General features: G+C 40.1%; 13 protein-coding genes. 9 read left to right on the top strand and 4 right to left on the bottom strand.

Translation table 11 applies throughout. The annotated features are described in order from the left end of the window. The first annotated feature begins 346 nt into the window (after positions 1-346). The 8 genes from ilvG (at position 347) to H5122_RS17695 (ending at position 9,464) form a co-directional block, all read left to right on the top strand. The gene (ilvG, locus tag H5122_RS17730; RefSeq protein ID WP_182682800.1) at positions 347-1,996 is read left to right on the top strand and encodes an acetolactate synthase 2 catalytic subunit; all 1,650 of its coding nucleotides are present in this window, start codon (positions 347-349) and stop codon (positions 1,994-1,996) included. Further along, on the top strand, positions 1,993-2,238 hold the full coding sequence (gene ilvM, locus H5122_RS17725) for an acetolactate synthase 2 small subunit (protein ID WP_002959893.1): 246 nt from the start codon (positions 1,993-1,995) through the stop codon (positions 2,236-2,238). Before ilvG ends, ilvM begins: the two co-directional genes overlap by 4 nt. A gap of 103 nt (positions 2,239-2,341) precedes the next feature. Beyond that, on the top strand, positions 2,342-4,198 hold the full coding sequence (gene ilvD / locus H5122_RS17720) for a dihydroxy-acid dehydratase (RefSeq protein WP_024596945.1): 1,857 nt from the start codon (positions 2,342-2,344) through the stop codon (positions 4,196-4,198). Positions 4,199-4,200: 2 nt separating this feature from the next. Beyond that, positions 4,201-5,754, top strand: a complete 1,554-nt coding sequence (gene ilvA / locus H5122_RS17715) for a threonine ammonia-lyase, biosynthetic (protein WP_182682801.1) — start codon at positions 4,201-4,203, stop codon at positions 5,752-5,754. Between the two features lie 97 nt (positions 5,755-5,851). Beyond that, on the top strand, positions 5,852-6,886 hold the full coding sequence (locus H5122_RS17710; protein ID WP_182682802.1) for an ABC transporter substrate-binding protein: 1,035 nt from the start codon (positions 5,852-5,854) through the stop codon (positions 6,884-6,886). 60 nt (positions 6,887-6,946) lie between these two features. Then, positions 6,947-8,122 carry a methyltransferase gene (locus tag H5122_RS17705; RefSeq protein ID WP_182682803.1) on the top strand — a complete coding sequence of 392 codons (1,176 nt, stop codon included), beginning with the start codon at positions 6,947-6,949 and terminating at the stop codon, positions 8,120-8,122. 30 nt (positions 8,123-8,152) lie between these two features. Further along, positions 8,153-8,815, top strand: coding sequence for a carbonate dehydratase (gene can / locus H5122_RS17700; RefSeq protein WP_002959903.1), 663 nt, complete (start codon positions 8,153-8,155; stop codon positions 8,813-8,815). A gap of 4 nt (positions 8,816-8,819) precedes the next feature. Next, positions 8,820-9,464 (top strand): NAD(P)H-binding protein, encoded by a 645-nt coding sequence (locus tag H5122_RS17695; RefSeq protein ID WP_182682804.1) that lies wholly within the window; start codon positions 8,820-8,822, stop codon positions 9,462-9,464. Positions 9,465-9,681: 217 nt separating this feature from the next. On the opposite strand, the gene H5122_RS17690 is transcribed toward H5122_RS17695, so the two are convergent. Further along, complete coding sequence (locus H5122_RS17690) at positions 9,682-9,945, bottom strand: ubiquinone biosynthesis accessory factor UbiK (protein ID WP_002959905.1); 264 nt, start codon at positions 9,943-9,945, stop codon at positions 9,682-9,684. A 161-nt stretch (positions 9,946-10,106) separates the two neighbouring features. On the opposite strand from H5122_RS17690, the gene rep reads away from it, so the two are divergent. Beyond that, positions 10,107-12,125, top strand: coding sequence for a DNA helicase Rep (rep, locus tag H5122_RS17685; RefSeq protein ID WP_024596949.1), 2,019 nt, complete (start codon positions 10,107-10,109; stop codon positions 12,123-12,125). A 15-nt stretch (positions 12,126-12,140) separates the two neighbouring features. Here the strand turns inward: rep and H5122_RS17680 are convergent, their stop codons facing one another. The 3 genes from H5122_RS17680 to elbB form a co-directional block, all read right to left on the bottom strand. Further along, a complete protein-coding gene (locus H5122_RS17680; RefSeq protein ID WP_182682805.1) occupies positions 12,141-14,705 on the bottom strand; it encodes a diguanylate cyclase domain-containing protein in 2,565 nt (854 codons plus the stop codon). Between the two features lie 164 nt (positions 14,706-14,869). Further along, positions 14,870-15,265, bottom strand: a complete 396-nt coding sequence (locus tag H5122_RS17675; protein ID WP_002959908.1) for a cytochrome c5 family protein — start codon at positions 15,263-15,265, stop codon at positions 14,870-14,872. 233 nt (positions 15,266-15,498) lie between these two features. After that, positions 15,499-16,146 carry an isoprenoid biosynthesis glyoxalase ElbB gene (elbB, locus tag H5122_RS17670; protein WP_182674157.1) on the bottom strand — a complete coding sequence of 216 codons (648 nt, stop codon included), beginning with the start codon at positions 16,144-16,146 and terminating at the stop codon, positions 15,499-15,501. Between the last annotated feature and the right edge of the window lie 522 nt (positions 16,147-16,668).

Here is a 16,668-nt window from a genome sequence, read left to right as displayed (position 1 = left end):
TATCAGCTTGTATAATGAATTTTAAAACCTGATAAATTGCCTTTTAGTCTTTTTGTTAGATTAACTTTGGTGTTGACTTAAAGGGCCTAGCGCGGTACTAATATAAAAAGAGAGCGAAGGAATAACCTTCGCGATAATTGAACAAAATTTGGTATTAATTACATGCTTACAAACGCACTTAACCTAGTCCTGATTATTATCGTGGTGATTATTCCCGCGAGGGCTTCGTAGTGCTTTAAAAACTTAAGCATTAAAAAAGCCCTCCGCACTTAACCGTTCGGAGGGCTTTTTAGTTTTAAGGGTAAAATTTGTAATTGGGTTGTCACTGAGGAATGAGGGTTTATTAATGACAGGCGCAGAACTAACAATCGACTTATTGGCCAAACACGGCGTAAATGAAGTATTTGGCTACCCAGGCGGAGCTATTATGCCAATTTACGATGCGCTGTATGGCGCGCCAGTCAAACACTACCTAACTCGCCATGAGCAAGGTGCAGGGTTTGCAGCAGTTGGTTATGCTCGCAGCACACGTAAATTAGGCGTATGCTTTGCAACATCGGGCCCAGGTGCAACTAATTTAATAACCGCTCTTGCTGATGCGATGATGGACTCAGTACCATTATTGGCGATCACCGGCCAAGTGCCTACTGCAGCTATTGGTTCAGATGCGTTTCAAGAAATAGATGTACTAGGTATGTCGCTTTCGTGTACTAAGCACAGCTACATGGTAGAACGAGCTGAAGACTTAGCAGAGATATTACAAGAAGCAATTCATTTAGCGCAAAGCGGCCGCCCAGGCCCTGTACTTGTCGATATCCCAAAAGATATTCAAATGGCTCAAGTCCCTTTTAAACCTTGGCTAGCAGCTGATGAATACTTACCAGAGTTAGATTTAAAGCAAGTTGCTATTGCTAATCAATTGTTGAGTGAGGCTAAACAGCCTGTAGCGTATGTAGGTGGTGGTGTACAAGCCGCTGATGCGCAAGACGAGCTAATGCAATTTTTAAATAAAACTCAGATGCCAGCTGTATCAACACTTAAAGCGCTAGGCAGTGTATTACCAGATTACGAACATTACTTAGGTATGTTGGGTATGCATGGTGGTCAAGCTGCTAATATCGCAGTGCAAGAATGTGATGTACTTGTATGTATCGGGGCACGCTTTGATGACCGCGTAACAGGCAACTTAGCTAAATTTGCAGCTAAAGCTAAAGTAATCCATTTAGATATAGATGCTGCTGAAGTTGGTAAGCGAAAACCTGCTAAGGCTTCATTAATTGCCGATTTAAAAACGTCGTTACCCGCACTTGAGTGCTTTGTAACACCTAAAGCTTGGTGTGACACAAATAAAGAAATGAATATTAAGCATGCGTGGCGTTACGACTACCCAGGTGAGAAGGTTTTTGCACCGTACTTATTAAACCAACTAAGCCAACGCATGCCAAAAACAGGGGTTGTGTGCTGCGATGTTGGTCAGCACCAAATGTGGGTAGCACAGCACATGAAGTTTACTCATCCGAGTAATCATTTAAGCAGTGGTGGTGCAGGCACAATGGGCTTTGGTCTACCTGCGGCTATTGGCGCGCAAGTAGCACGCCCTGATGACTTTGTTATCACTGTATCGGGCGATGGTTCTATAATGATGAATATTCAAGAGCTGGCCACTATTCGTCGTAACAATTTACCTGTAAAAATATTAATTTTAGATAACCAGCGTTTAGGGATGGTTCGCCAATGGCAAGAACTATTTTTTGAAGGGCGTTATTCTGAAACTAACCTGTCGGATAACCCAGACTTTGTGCAATTAGCTGCTGTATTTGGTATCCCAGGGCAAACAATTACTCACGCTAACCAAGTTGATGATGCGATAACTGCATTAGTTAACAGTAAAGGTCCGTACATAGTACATGCCTGTATTGATGATAAAGAAAATGTTTGGCCACTTGTACCACCTGGGGCTGCTAACGACGAAATGATGATGGAGAAAGCAAAATGAAACATAGCCTAACTATTGCATTAAAAAGCCAAAGTATAGCGGTAGAGCGCTTTTTACGAGTGGTGCGTCATCGTGGTTTTGACCTTACGCATTTTCAGCTCAATATGGACGATGGTTTTTATAATGTAGACATGACGGTAGATAGTGATAAACCAATTCACCTTTTAACCAGCCAGTTAAATAAGCTGGTGGATGTCAAAGAAGTCACTTTACAAAATTTACAGCAACAACAGGCTGTGTAATTACGAACTGAAAAACAATTTACGAGTAACTGAATCACTCGGTTACTCACCAATTTTAGAATGAGGAATGCCCGCTTATTTTGCGGCAAAAACTGAGGTAACTATGGCTAAATTAAGAAGTGCAACAACAACTGAAGGGCGTAAACGCGCAGGCGCTCGTGCATTATGGCGCGCAACAGGTATGACCGACACCGATTTTGGTAAGCCGATTATTGCCGTAGTTAACTCGTTTACACAATTTGTACCAGGGCATGTTCACCTTAATCAGTTAAGTGAACTTATGGCTGAAACCATTACACAAGCCGGTGGCGTCCCTAAAGAATTTAATACTATTGCGATTGATGATGGTATTGCAATGGGTCACGGCGGCATGCTTTATTCGCTGCCTTCGCGCGACTTAATTGCTGACTCGGTTGAGTATATGGTAAATGGTCATTGTGCTGATGCGATGATTTGTATTTCAAACTGCGACAAAATTACTCCAGGAATGATGCTTGCAGCACTACGCTTAAATATTCCGGTAATATTTGTATCAGGCGGTCCAATGGAAGCAGGTAAAACTAAGCTTGCTAACATCGATATTAAACTTGATTTAGTAGATGCCATGGTTAAAGGCGCTGATGAATCGGTAAGTGATGCAGATTCAGAGCAAGTAGAGCGCTCTGCGTGTCCAACATGTGGCTCGTGTTCAGGCATGTTTACTGCAAACTCAATGAACTGTCTGCTAGAAGCTATTGGTTTAGCATTGCCAGGTAACGGCACGACGCTTGCGACTCATAAAGACCGTAAACAACTTTATGTTGAAGCGGGGGCTCGTATTGTTGATTTATGTCGTGAGTATTATCAAAAAGATAATCAAGATGTATTGCCACGTGCTATTGCTAACAAAACAGCCTTTATGAATGCAATGGTTGTTGATATTGCAATGGGTGGCTCGTCAAATACGGTATTGCATTTACTTGCTGCAGCGCAAGAAGCGGGCGTTGATTTTGATATGTCGCACATTGATGCGCTCTCTCGTAAAACACCATTTTTATGTAAAGTTGCACCAGCGACACCTGAATATCACATTGAAGATGTGCACCGCGCAGGCGGCATGATGGCAATCGTACGTGAACTTGGCAAAGCAGGCTTAGTTGATATGTCAGTTAATCATGTTGCTGGGTCAACTATGGCTGAGCTCGTTAAAAAATGGGATGCAACAGATCCTACTAACGAAGCGGCGCGCAAATTTTACCGTGCTGGCCCTGCGGGCATTCGTACCACTAAAGCAATGAGCCAAGAGTGTCGTTGGGACGAGGGTGATAACGACCGTGTTAATGGGTGTATCCGAAGTGTCGAACACGCTTTTCGTCAAGATGGTGGCTTAGCTGTACTTTCGGGTAATTTAGCAGTTGATGGCTGTATTGTTAAAAGCGCTGGCGTTGTTGATGAAATGCTACATTTTGAAGGTACTGCAGTCGTGTACGAATCACAAGATGATTCTGTAGAAGGTATTTTAAACGATGAAGTAAAAGCCGGCGATATCGTGGTTATTCGTTACGAAGGCCCTAGAGGCGGCCCAGGTATGCAAGAAATGCTATACCCAACTAGCTACTTGAAATCAAAAGGCCTAGCTGAAAAATGTGCACTTATTACTGATGGTCGCTTTTCGGGTGGTACTTCGGGTTTATCAATTGGTCATGTGTCGCCTGAAGCGGCAAGTGGTGGTGCAATTGCTTATGTTGAAAATGGCGACAAAATCATTATTGATATCGCAACCCGTGAAATTACGTTAGCGTTAAGTGATGAAGAGCTTGAAGCACGTAAACAAAAACAATTAGCACGCGGAAAACTGGCGTACAAACCAGTTGATCGTGAGCGCTATGTATCGTCTGCTTTAAAGGCTTATGCATTACTTGCAACAAGTGCTGATAAAGGCGCAGTGCGTGACTTAGCTAAATTGGAGGCGCTTAGTTAATTATGGTCTCTCAAGAGCTCGATTATTTTCGCGCTATTATTCAAGCAAACATGGAGCCTTTGGCTAAAGTTACCGAGGTCAGCGAAATGGCTGAGCTTGGTGCTAAATTAGGTAACCATGTTTGGTTAAAGCGTGAAGACCAACAGCCCGTGTATTCATTTAAATTACGCGGTGCGTATAACAAATTAAATAAATTACCTAAAGGCTCAGTGGTTATAACTGCTTCAGCGGGTAATCATGCTCAAGGCGTTGCACTAAGTGCTTCTCACTTAGGGCATCAAGCCACAATTGTAATGCCAGTAACAACGCCTGAAATAAAAGTAAGTGCGGTACGTGCGCTTGGCGTTGAAGTTGTGCTACATGGGCATCATTTTGATGCCGCAAAAGCACATGCGCTTGAGCTTACAGAGCAACGAAACGGTATATTTGTTCCACCATTTGATGACCCAGACGTGATTGTTGGTCAAGGTACTGTAGCACGTGAGCTTATGCAGCAATTAAACGAGCTCGATGCGGTGTTTATTCCTGTTGGCGGCGGCGGTTTACTTGCTGGGATGGCGGTTTATATTAAATCGCTGCGTCCAGATATAAAAGTAATTGGTGTAGAAGCCGACGAAAGTGCATGTTTACAAGCGGCACTTAAAGCAGGCAAACCGGTAGAGCTTGAACGCGTTGGTAGTTTTGCTGATGGCGTAGCGGTTAAAATTATTGGCACTGAAACATTTCGCTTAGCGCAAAAGTTTTGTGATGAAGTTATAACCGTCACCAGCGACGAAATATGTGCTGCCATGCAGGATATTTTTGTATCTACCCGTGCAATAGCAGAACCTTCAGGTGCACTTGCAACGGCAGGGCTTAAAAAATGGAGCCAGCAGTCGGGTTTAAAAGGGTTACATTTAGCGGCTGTTTTATCCGGTGCTAATTTAAACTTTGATCGCCTGCGTTATGTTGCAGAGCGCACTGCGCTGGGTGAAAAAAACGAAGCGTTATTAGCGGTTACTATTAAAGAAGAAAAAGGCAGCTTTAAACAGTTTTGCGCTTCTTTAGGTGGCCGTGCTATTACTGAGTTTAACTACCGTTATGCAGGACCTGGTGAAGCACAAATATTTGTGGGTATTGCCCTGCGCCAAGGCGAGCAAGAGCTTAATGAGCTAAAGCAAGACCTAACAAATAATGATTACCAATTTTGCGATCTGTCGGATAACGAACTCGCTAAATTACATGTGCGCTATATGGTTGGCGGAAAAGCACCCGAGCAATTACATGAGCGCTTACTTCGCTTTGAATTTCCAGAGTATCCAGGTGCGCTTGCACGCTTTTTAGATACTTTAGGTAGTAATTGGAACATTACCTTATTTCATTATCGTAATCACGGTGGTTCGATGGGGAATGTACTGGCAGGTTTTGCTATTGAGCCGAGTCAGTATGAGATGTTTAACGAGCACTTAAACCGTTTAGGTTACAGTGTACAAGATGAAACACAAAATCCGTGCTTTAGCCAATTCTTAACATCAAAGCCCCAAGCAGAAAAAGCCGAAAAACTCGCCTCAGTATAATCCTTCTTTAAAGGCAGGCACCTAACTAGGGTGCTTGCTTTATCGCACGTTTTACATATAGTTACAGGTAATCGTCATACTTTTTGAGGGCACCTAGTTGCTATTTAAAGGATTAATCATTGGATTGTGCTTTTTTTGTAGCCATATCGCGGCGCAAGAATCAGTCACATTACAGCTAAAATGGACACATCAGTTTCAGTTTGCTGGCTACTATATGGCAAAGCAAAAAGGCTTTTATAATGAAGCGGGCCTTGATGTAACCATTAAGCAAGCTAATCCAATGAAACCTGATACCTTTGCTCCTGTCGCCAGTGGCGAAGCACAATTTGGTGTAGGGCATTCTGGTATTTTACAGCAACGTATAAATGGACAACCTCTTGTTGCTATGGCTGCCTTATTGCAATTTTCACCTTACTGCTGGATGGTTAAAGACACGTCTGATATTTTTCATCCACGTGACTTTGTTAATAAACGTATCACTGCGGTAAGCAAAAATGATGGCACTGAACTACTTATTATGCTTAAACGCAGTGGCGTTGATGTGGATAAACTCAAAGTTTACGATGGCGAAAACCCAGGCCAGGCTTGGATTGAAAACAAGCTAGATGCTATGCAAGTGTATGTTACTACAGAGCCTTATTATATGACTCAACAAGGCGTAGCTCATCGACTTGTTTGCCCACAGCGTTATGGTATGGACGTATACAGCGACATTTTATTTACCAACGAAAACATGCTTAAGAAAAATCCTCAAACGGTCGAAAAATTCTACCAAGCGAGCCTAAAAGGGTGGCGTTATGCAATGATGAACATGGATGAAGCCATTGCAGTCACCCAGCAAAACTATGCACCGGGTAAAAGCTTTTATCAGCTCGCTTTTGAGGCTGAAGTACTAAAAAGTTATATAACCCCACCCACCACCAGTTTAGGGCATATGTCGATAGCAAAGTGGCGCTTAATTGCGGACTTATATGGCATACAGCAAAACGAATTTGACGAAGTAAAATCTCACTTTATTTATAAATACCAAGAACCTGAAAAGATGCAGTTATCGTGGATGCTCATGGCAGCTATTTTGGTAAGTATTATTTCAATACCTTTGTATTTACGGCTTATTTTTAGTAAAAATTAACTGCTTAGGTAATTCACGAAACTGATATAATTAATTGTCTTTTTTATTTTTTAAGCTGTTATGACTTTAGCTGAGCAATTTTTAGCACTTGATTCACTTTTAATGCGTCATCGTCAGTATTGGCAGTGCACTGCATTTGATTTTGACACTATACCTTGGCCAGAGCTACAAGGCATACTTAGCGAACTAACTGATGATCAGGTAAGCGTTCTTGATAACGATCAAAACCAGCTATACCAATTTTTTAGCCAACATATAAGCCAACTTGATGAACTTGCAAAGTTATGCGAGTTACCTAGCTCAGCTCACTCTCAAGCTGATTATCCATTTTGGATAAGTAACGGCATTAAAGGTCGTAAGTTTGCACAGTTACAAGATTTTGTATCTGCACTACCTAATACCAAGCAACCTGTTTTAGAGTGGTGCGCGGGTAAAGGGCACTTAGGTCGAATGCTTGCGTTTAATGGCGCAAGTAATGTACATAGTATTGAACTGCAACAAAGCTTATGCGAGCAAGGACAAAAAAGTGCACAGCAACAAGGCTTAGCAATGCACTTTAGCCAAGCAGATGTATTAAAAGACGATATCACTCAATTTTTTAATACAGATATGCATGCTGTAGCACTTCACGCATGCGGTGGCTTACACCAAGCATTTATGCGCCAAGCAAGTTTAGCGAAAGTACAGCAAATTAGCTTTTCACCTTGTTGCTACCATTTATTTACGGCTAATGAGTACCGTGCAATGAGTGAGGTTGCTAATAAAAGTGAGCTTAATCTAACGCATCGTGATTTAAAGCTCGCATTACAAGAAACTGTCACAGCGCCTTCTCGCCTGGAAAAAGTACGTAAAACAGAACTTGAGTGGCGACTTGGTTTTGATGCACTAAGAAAGTCGATCACTGGCGAGCAATATTACGTAAGCGTACCTTCGGTCAACAAAGCTATATTCTCAGATTCGTTTAAATCGTTTTGTGCATGGGCTGCAGATGAAAAGGCAATAAAATTAACCCAAGATATTGATTATATTAAATATTTAGAGGTTGGGGTTGCTCGAAAAAAAATAACTGACCGAGTTGAACTGGTTCGACATGTGTTCAGAAGAGCAATTGAAGTTTGGCTTGTGCTCGATCGTGCTTTATATTTGCAACAGCAAGGTTATCAAGTAAGCGTTAAAACGTTTTGTGAAAAGCAGTTAACGCCTCGTAATATTTTGATTCTTGCTAATGTCCATTAAATTTCCGTCCTCGACTTAATAAGAGATGCAATGAGAAAGTTAAAAAATTTATTCGATAACAACAAACGTTGGGCTGCTCGTACAAGTGAAGCAGACCCTGAGTTTTTTAAAATTTTATCTATGCAACAAAATCCAGAGTATTTATGGATTGGTTGTTCAGACTCTCGTGTACCTGCAAATCAAATAGTTGATTTATTACCAGGCGAATTATTTGTACATCGTAACGTTGCTAACGTGGTTGTACACACTGACCATAACTGCTTATCGGTTATGCAGTACGCTGTAGAGGTTTTAAAAGTAAAACATATAATGGTAGTAGGTCACTATGGTTGTGGTGGCGTACAAGCCGTTTTAAACAATGCTAAATTTGGCTTTATTGATAATTGGCTACGCCATGTAGGAGATGTAAAAGAAAAGCATCTTGAACAACTTGACGCAATGCCAGAAAGCGAACGCTTAAGCCGCCTTATTGAGCTAAATGTAATTGAGCAAGTACGTAATGTGTGTCGTACTAACATTGTGCAAGATGCCTGGGAGCGCGGCCAAGAACTAAGCGTTCATGGTTGGGTTTATGGTTTAGAAAACGGCCATCTTCATGATTTAGAATCTGTAGTAACGTGCGCGAGTGAAGAAACGCAAAGCTACAAAAAAGCAGTGCAACACGTATTTAAAAAAGTGGGTGAAAATAAATAAATCCATGACTAAAACGGCGGTGTTGATAGGTGCTACAGGCTTGGTCGGTAATGAGTTGCTCCATAAGTTACTTAATAGCGATCGTTATACAAAAGTAGTTACGTTAAGCCGTCGAGTTCTGCCTGTCACACATGCAAAGCTAGTTAATCACGTTATTGATTTTGAAAAATTAACTCAATATGTTGAGCTTTTTAAAGGTGATGTATTGTTTTCGTGTTTGGGCACAACCCGTAAACGAGCGGGCTCGATACACGCTCAGCGTAAAGTAGATTTTGATTATCAGTTTATAGCGGCGCAGTTAGCGGCATGTAATGGCGTTACACATTATTGCTTAGTGTCATCAAGCGGGGCAAATACACACAGTAATAGTGCTTATTTGAAAATGAAGGGAGAGCTTGAGCAACATATTAAAGCACTCCCTTTTGATAAAATAAGTATTTTACAACCATCTTTATTATTAGGTGATCGTGAGCAATTTAGAGTGGCAGAAAAGGTAGGCAGTATTATTTTTCCTGTTATTACACGATTTGCGTTTTTAAAGCGTTACAAACCAATAACTGGCGAACAAGTTGCTCAAAAAATGCTGAGTGTGAGTTTAGCTCAGCAGGCTAAGTTGTCTTATTATGTACTTGATGAGCTATTTGAATAAACTTGGTAAAACGCAAAAGGCAGCCTAAGCTGCCTTTTTTGTACATTAAAATAATACCAATTTTATTAAAAAAATGATCATCCTAGTGTATTAAATAACTCACTAACTACGTTAAAAATTATTTATATAGAACAACTATGTACCATAATTTTAGCCTTGTTATTGAGCTATTTTCTTATCGCTATAATAAAACACTAATTTAATGCAATTGGTATAATTATTCAGCGTCAGTTTTAGCGCTAAGTTGTTGCTCAAGCAATGAAACTTTAGCTTCAAGTTCGGTTAACTTTTCGCGAGTACGAATAAGTACTTGGCTTTGCACATCAAATTCTTCACGGCTCACAAAGTCCATCTCAGCAAGCTTGTTTTGTAGAACTTGCTTTGTTTTACCTTCGAGTGTGTCTGCTAGGTTTTTTACGCCTTGTGGCATATTGCTAGTAATTTGCTTAGCAATTTCTTCAAGTTTTGCTGGGTTGATCATATTTGTCCCTTCGGCATTGCCTAAATGATAATAACTAATATTACCTTATACCCGCGGTATTTAACACATGATCATCTTTACCTTAATTAATTAAGGCAATTGCTATGCTCGCTGTAATGGTTACGTTAAAATTGCGCGTCTTTTAAATTTCTTTGGTCGTTATGAAACTCAATCCTAAACAAGATGAAGCCGTAAAATATATTAGTGGTCCCTGCTTAGTACTCGCGGGCGCAGGCTCTGGTAAAACCCGTGTTATTACGAATAAAATCGCTTATTTAGTGAAAAAATGTGAGTACAAAGCGCGAAATATAGCCGCTGTTACTTTTACCAATAAAGCAGCCAAAGAAATGCGTGAGCGAGTACTGCAAACACTCGGTAAGCAAGACGCTAAAGGTTTATGGGTATCAACGTTTCACACACTCGGTTTAGAAATAATAAAAAAAGAATTGAGTACATTAGGGTTTAAACCCGGCTTTTCGTTATTTGATGATCAAGATACCAATCAGCTTCTTAGTGAACTCACCGAAGATGAGCTCAAAAAAGACAAGGACTTACTCAAACTACTTAAAATGGAAATTGGTAGTTGGAAAAACGAATTAGTACTGCCAGAGCAAGCAATACGCGAAGCGCGTGATCCGCAAAAAGCATTGTTCGCGCAGTTATATGGGCGCTATCAAAACCAGCTGCGTGCTTATAATGCACTGGATTTTGATGATTTAATTATGATCCCTACTTTGTTACTTACTAATAACGCCACATCTCGTGAGCGCTGGCAGCAACGCTTTAAATACTTGCTGGTGGATGAGTATCAAGATACCAATACAAGCCAATATCAACTTGTTAAATTGCTAGTAGGCGAGCGTGCCCGTTTTACTGTGGTAGGTGATGACGATCAATCAATTTACTCATGGCGTGGTGCTCGCCCGCAAAACTTAGTGTTATTAGGTAAAGACTACCCAGGGCTTAGACTTATAAAGCTTGAACAAAACTATCGAAGTGCAGGGCGAATACTAAAAGCGGCTAACATTTTAATTGCCAATAACCCACATGACATAGAGAAAAAGTTATTTAGTGAACTAGGTTACGGTGAGCCGATCAAAGTAATAGGGTGCCGCGATGAAGAGCATGAATCTGAGCGTGTGGTTGCTGAAATAATTTCACATAAGTTTATGAAGCGAACCAGCTATAAAGATTACGCGATTTTATATCGTGGTAATCATCAAGCACGTGGCTTTGAAAAATCACTAATGAGTAACCGTATCCCTTATAAAATTAGTGGCGGTATGTCGTTTTTCGCTCGCTCAGAAATTAAAGATATTATGGCGTATTTACGTTTGCTAGTTAATCAAGATGATGACAATGCATTTTTACGTATCGTAAATACACCGCGACGCGAAATAGGCACGGTTACCCTTGAAAAGCTTGGTACGCTTGCTAATGAAAAGCACGCGAGCTTGTTTGCTACCTGTTTTGATAACGATTTAGGCTACAGGCTAAAAGGGCGTGGCTTTAATGCGCTTGCTGGGTTTGCACGCTGGGTTGTTGAGCTATCTGATAACGCAGTACGCGGTGATACGCTCGAAGCTGTTAAAGACTTAGTGCGTAATATTAATTACGAGGCATATTTGTACGAGTCGTCACCGAGTGCAAAAGCCGCTGAAATGCGTATGAAAAACGTATCAGAGCTGTATCGTTGGATAACAGATATGTTGACCGGTGATGCCGACAACGAACCAATGACATTAGCCGAGGTTGTAAGCAAGCTAACCCTTCGCGATATGCTTGAGCGTAACGAAGAAGAAGATGAAACCGATGCAGTGCACTTATCAACACTACATGCATCAAAGGGCTTAGAGTACCCGTATGTATTTATGGTGGGTATGGAAGAGGGTTTACTTCCGCATCAGGTAAGTATTGATGAGGACAACGTAGATGAAGAACGTCGCTTAGCTTATGTTGGTATTACTCGTGCGCAGCAGGAGTTAACACTTACTTATGCAAAAATACGTCGTCAATTCGGTGAAACCTCGCAAACTGAATTAAGCCGATTTGTACAAGAGTTACCGCAGGACGATCTTGCGTTCGAAAACAAAAAGGCGCCAAATACCCAAGCAGAGCGCATGGAAAAAGGCCAAGCAAGAGTCGCTAACCTTCGCGCCATGTTTAAAAAGCCTGAGTAATACCTCAGGCTAACTTTATAAAGACTGGGTTGCTTGCACTTCAGGTAACTCAGAGCATACTAAAGCGTGTTGTTTACCTACAAAAAATGCCAAACCGTGTTTATCTAATAAAGCTCTAAAATTAAGTATTGATGGGCCTTTAGCAATGACTTTCATTGCTTTGAGCTTTGTAATTGCAAGCACGCCCTGTAGCTGAAAATCGTAACTTTCTTGTTGTAAAACACGTTTACTAAAGGTCGAGCTAAGTAGTAAATAATCAAAATTAATATCGGTTAGTAAATTAAGTTCGCACCTGTCTTTAGCAAAATTGTTTAAACCAATTGAATAACCAAGTTGTGATAGCGTTTTGAGGTTTTTTATTTGCGTTGCGCATGCGTGGCGAATTTCTTGTTCATCAAATAATAAACAGAGTTGGCTTTGTCCTTGTTGTTTATTTAGCGTATCTGTAAATAAAACAAATTCGTGTTCCTCAAGTAGCAAACCAGAGCAAGGAACCAATGCCATAGCTACATTTGCAGTAATTGCTTGTGCATAGGCGCGTTGTAATAGTTGTAACTCTACTTGCAGATGCTGCTCTTTATCTGATGCAAACTTTTTCAAAATATCAAAGCTAGTAAAGCCAAGTATTGGGTGTTCACCAAATGCTTCAAATAAAGATTCAGACTGTTGTTGCTCATCAAGCGTAATTATTTCTGAGCTTCTAAAACTCATAGGTAATATATCAAGGTGATGTTGTGCTTTTAGAGTCTGCGCAGGTATTGATTGCGTTAATAGCGGATGAAATAACTCGTAACGATTTTTTCCTGAGTTTTTGGCGTGATACATGGCGGCATCGGCATCACGAATAATTTCATCTGTATGCGTATAGCTTTTCTTTGAGTAGGTTATCCCTATACTTGCGCCACTTTGTAAAGACTCACCTTTGAGATAAAAGGGTTTTTTCGTTAAATCTATAATACGATTTGCAACATCTTCTGCTTGTTGAGGCTCAGTTAAATGGGTTAATAAAATAACAAATTCATCCCCGCCTAAACGTGCTAGTAAATCATGCTCGCGTATACATTGGGCAAATAACTCACTCACGTTAATTAAAAATTGATCGCCTGCATGGTGGCCAAGCTGATCGTTAATATCTTTAAATTTATCTAAATCGATAAACAAAACAGCAAAGTGGTGCTCAGGAAAACGTTGATAATGTTGTAGTGTTTTTTCGAGCTGAGTTAAAAATAGACTACGATTAGGCAAGCTCGTTAGTGAATCGTGATGTGCATCATGATAAAGCTGCTGCTCTATTTTTTTTCGCTCATCTATTTGCATTTGTAAGTGCAGATTAGTTTGACGCAATTCTTTGGTTTTTTCGTTTACTCTAAATTCGAGTTCTTGATGGCTTTTTGCAATTGCTTGATTGACGAGCTTTGTTTGTAAAACAGCTGCAATTTGATGCGATACAAAGGTAATTAACTCGCAATCATCTCGGCTGAAAATATGTTTGTTATCGTAGGCTTGGCAAACAATAAGGCCGATAACACCTTGAGCTGTTTTAAGTGGAGCGCCTAACCAGCTAGTGGCCATTTGCTCTTTTGGTACAGGTGCTGAACGTTGTACCACACCGCTTTCTATTAATTCTTTTGCTCTACATGGGTGTATTAGTTGTGTTTCTTCGGTGCTTATTACCAGTTCGCTATAACCTTTAGCAAAGCGTCTTGGCTGTGTATTTTCTTTAAATTCATCTACACAATATGGAAAACTAATCCACCCTGTTTCTTTATCATAAAGTGCAATATATAAGTTTTCTGCGTAGGTAATTGTTTTTATTATTTCGTGTATTTTAAAATAAGCGTCATCAAGGTTTTTAGCTTGTGTTGCTATCTCAGATATTTTAAATAGAATTTGCTGGCGTTGAAGTGCGTGTTTACGCTGCTCTATTTCAAGGTTTAGTGCCTCGTTACTTTGAGTGAGTGCGCGGGTGCGAATTTTAACTTCTGACTCAAGGAGTTCTCGTTTTTTTACACGCTCTATTGCTGTTGCCAAATAAAGCGACATAAACTCGAGTAATTGTATTTGCTGTGAGCTATAGCCTTGTTTTGTATCGTAACTTTGAGCTGCTAATACACCGATAATATTGTGTTCTTGGTAAACAGGTACGCCTACCCAGTGTTCGGCAGGAGTGCCTAATGCTTTAAATAAACCTTCTGCTGCAGCATCTTGCATTTGCTGCTTGGTAAAACATGTGGTTTTACCCTGTTTAAATACATAACCCGTGGCGCCTTCATCAAAGCTATTTGATTGGTTAAGGGCGACGGCAATACCATCTTTTTCATCTGAAAAGTAAGAAAGTTCTAGTGATTGACTGTATTGATTTAGCAGCACCACATAAAAACTTTTACTAGGTACGTACTTTTGTAAAATGTCATGGATGGCGGGGTATAGCAGGGTTAGCTCGGCCACAGTACTTGCCTGCTCTGATAATTGGATCAGGGCATTTTGTAAGTGATGTGATTGTTTGTATTTTTCGAGAAGCGCTCTAAGGCGTTTATTTTGATACGCCAATTTACTCGATACTGATAGTTTATCTTCCAATGATCTAACCGGCTATTTTTATTGTATAGTTATTAGCCTTATACTTTCACTTTTAGTGCTTATCGTCAAGTTGATATTCCTACTAAAGCAGTAGCTAGACACACTATTTTAGGCATTAAAAAAGGCTTACCGAAGTAAACCTTTTTTGTATATTTCAATCGAGCTTATTTAGATGTCATAAAGTCGATAGCAGCGCTAATTTCATCATCAGAACAATCCATACACGTGCCTTTTGGAGGCATAGCATTAAAGCCATTTAGTGCATGCTCAAGTAAAGTGTCTTTACCTTTAGCAATACGTGGAGCCCAATCGTCAGCCGATTTAGGCGCGCCTAGTGCACCAGTGCCGTGACATGCAAAACATGCACCTTGATATACTTGCTCACCAGAGCGAGGACCTGTAGGCGCCGCTGCAACTGCAGCTTTATCGCCTTCAAGGTATACAGCACCAACCGGCGCGAGACGTGCTTTAATTGCATCTTCAGTCATAGAGTTATCATATGGCTGTGCGTATGCAGTGGTTGCTAGCAATAATAATGCTGCAGCTGTTAATTTTTTCATTTTGCCTTGCTCACTTCGATTTGAACGTGATCAATCACGATTAAAGATGACGGAAATTAAACCGATTATAACTCTCTGAGCCAATTTATAAAATGCTAAGAGCCGTTTTTATTAATAAAACTGACTACTTTTTGCGTTAACGCAATAAAATTTAATTATTTACTGTTTTTTGTTAAGCAATTTAATAAGCGTAATCAGTCATACAATTAACTTTTTAGATCCTAAGATCAAAATCAATTTATTGATAATACGCTACTAACTAGTTTTGCGATCCCTGCGTCGGCTTCAAGAATCGATTCTGCCAACATGTAAGCAGGGGTGGTAACTAACTTATTTGGCTCATCGATAACTACACCGTCAACCGCACAATCTATATGTTTAGCGCCTAATGTGCTTAGCGCTTGTGCTGTCTCTACATCGTTACCAATAGTAAGTGCGGCGTTATCGTAAATAAATGGGATCAATGCGGGTGCAATACACATATAACCTGCAGGCTTATTTGCTTTTGCAAATGATTTACAAGCATTAAGGACGTCCTGATTGATATTTGCTTTTGCGCCTTTAATTGCAAAATCGCATAAGTTTTTTGCAGCACCGAAACCGCCAGGTACAATTAATGCGTCAAACTGAGTCACGTCTAGTTCAATCAGTGATTTAATGTCACCTCGTGCAATGCGAGCAGCTTCTGTTAATACATTGCGTTTATCAGACATTACTTCACCTGTTAAATGGTTAATGGTATGAAGTTGCTCAATATCTGGTGCAAAACACTGATACGTTGCGCCATTTTTGGCTATATGTAATAAAGTTAAAATTGCTTCATTAATTTCACTACCATCGTACACACCAGACCCTGCTAATATTACTGCTACGTTTTTCATGCTTTTGTGCCCCTAAAGTCTTTTTTATAAGTCGATCGGATGAAGTTTAACATGCTCAAAATTTCTCGCGAAAATAAATTTTTAGTACAAAAATCATTCGCAGTGCAAGTCGTTTTGCGGTTTATGCCATTTGCGATCACTTTGCCTTTAAAAAAATTATAAAGGATCGCTATGATCTTCGATCCATTGTGCTAGAATACTCCTCCGGTTATTTAAATGGACGCGAATAATCAAAGTGAATAACAACAGAAGTAGTCGTTAGAAAACCTTTTTCCACATTGGTTTAAAATAATAAAAAAAGAACCTCGTATTATCTTTTTTAAATTAAAACATACAGTTAAAGTATTTTCTAGGCATTTTATAATGCTTTGGAAGAATAGCTCGTGGCTGTTATCTACACACTTATCCACAGCTTGCTCTAGTTTTAATAACACGATAAACAGTAATTCACAGTCGTTTTATTTACTACCTTATGGCATGCTTATAATTACCTTAATTTTTTGCATTTAGGATCCAAATTCA

The sequence above is a fragment of the Pseudoalteromonas sp. SG43-8 genome (assembly GCF_014164245.1).
GTDB lineage: Bacteria > Pseudomonadota > Gammaproteobacteria > Enterobacterales > Alteromonadaceae > Pseudoalteromonas > Pseudoalteromonas distincta.
The sequence above is the reverse complement of the archived record's forward strand: the minus strand, read 5'-3'. Positions and strand labels throughout refer to the sequence as shown.

Excerpts from the sequence above, each read along its gene's own strand:
- H5122_RS17695 (WP_182682804.1), top strand. The coding sequence starts at position 8,820 with ATGACTAAAACGGCGGTGTTGATAGGTGCTACAGGCTTGGTCGGTAAT.
- ilvA (WP_182682801.1), top strand. The coding sequence starts at position 4,201 with ATGGTCTCTCAAGAGCTCGATTATTTTCGCGCTATTATTCAAGCAAAC.
- H5122_RS17690 (WP_002959905.1), bottom strand. The coding sequence starts at position 9,945 with ATGATCAACCCAGCAAAACTTGAAGAAATTGCTAAGCAAATTACTAGC.
- H5122_RS17675 (WP_002959908.1), bottom strand. The coding sequence starts at position 15,265 with ATGAAAAAATTAACAGCTGCAGCATTATTATTGCTAGCAACCACTGCA.
- ilvG (WP_182682800.1), top strand. The coding sequence starts at position 347 with ATGACAGGCGCAGAACTAACAATCGACTTATTGGCCAAACACGGCGTA.
- rep (WP_024596949.1), top strand. The coding sequence starts at position 10,107 with ATGAAACTCAATCCTAAACAAGATGAAGCCGTAAAATATATTAGTGGT.
- elbB (WP_182674157.1), bottom strand. The coding sequence starts at position 16,146 with ATGAAAAACGTAGCAGTAATATTAGCAGGGTCTGGTGTGTACGATGGT.
- can (WP_002959903.1), top strand. The coding sequence starts at position 8,153 with ATGAGAAAGTTAAAAAATTTATTCGATAACAACAAACGTTGGGCTGCT.
- ilvM (WP_002959893.1), top strand. The coding sequence starts at position 1,993 with ATGAAACATAGCCTAACTATTGCATTAAAAAGCCAAAGTATAGCGGTA.
- H5122_RS17705 (WP_182682803.1), top strand. The coding sequence starts at position 6,947 with ATGACTTTAGCTGAGCAATTTTTAGCACTTGATTCACTTTTAATGCGT.
- ilvD (WP_024596945.1), top strand. The coding sequence starts at position 2,342 with ATGGCTAAATTAAGAAGTGCAACAACAACTGAAGGGCGTAAACGCGCA.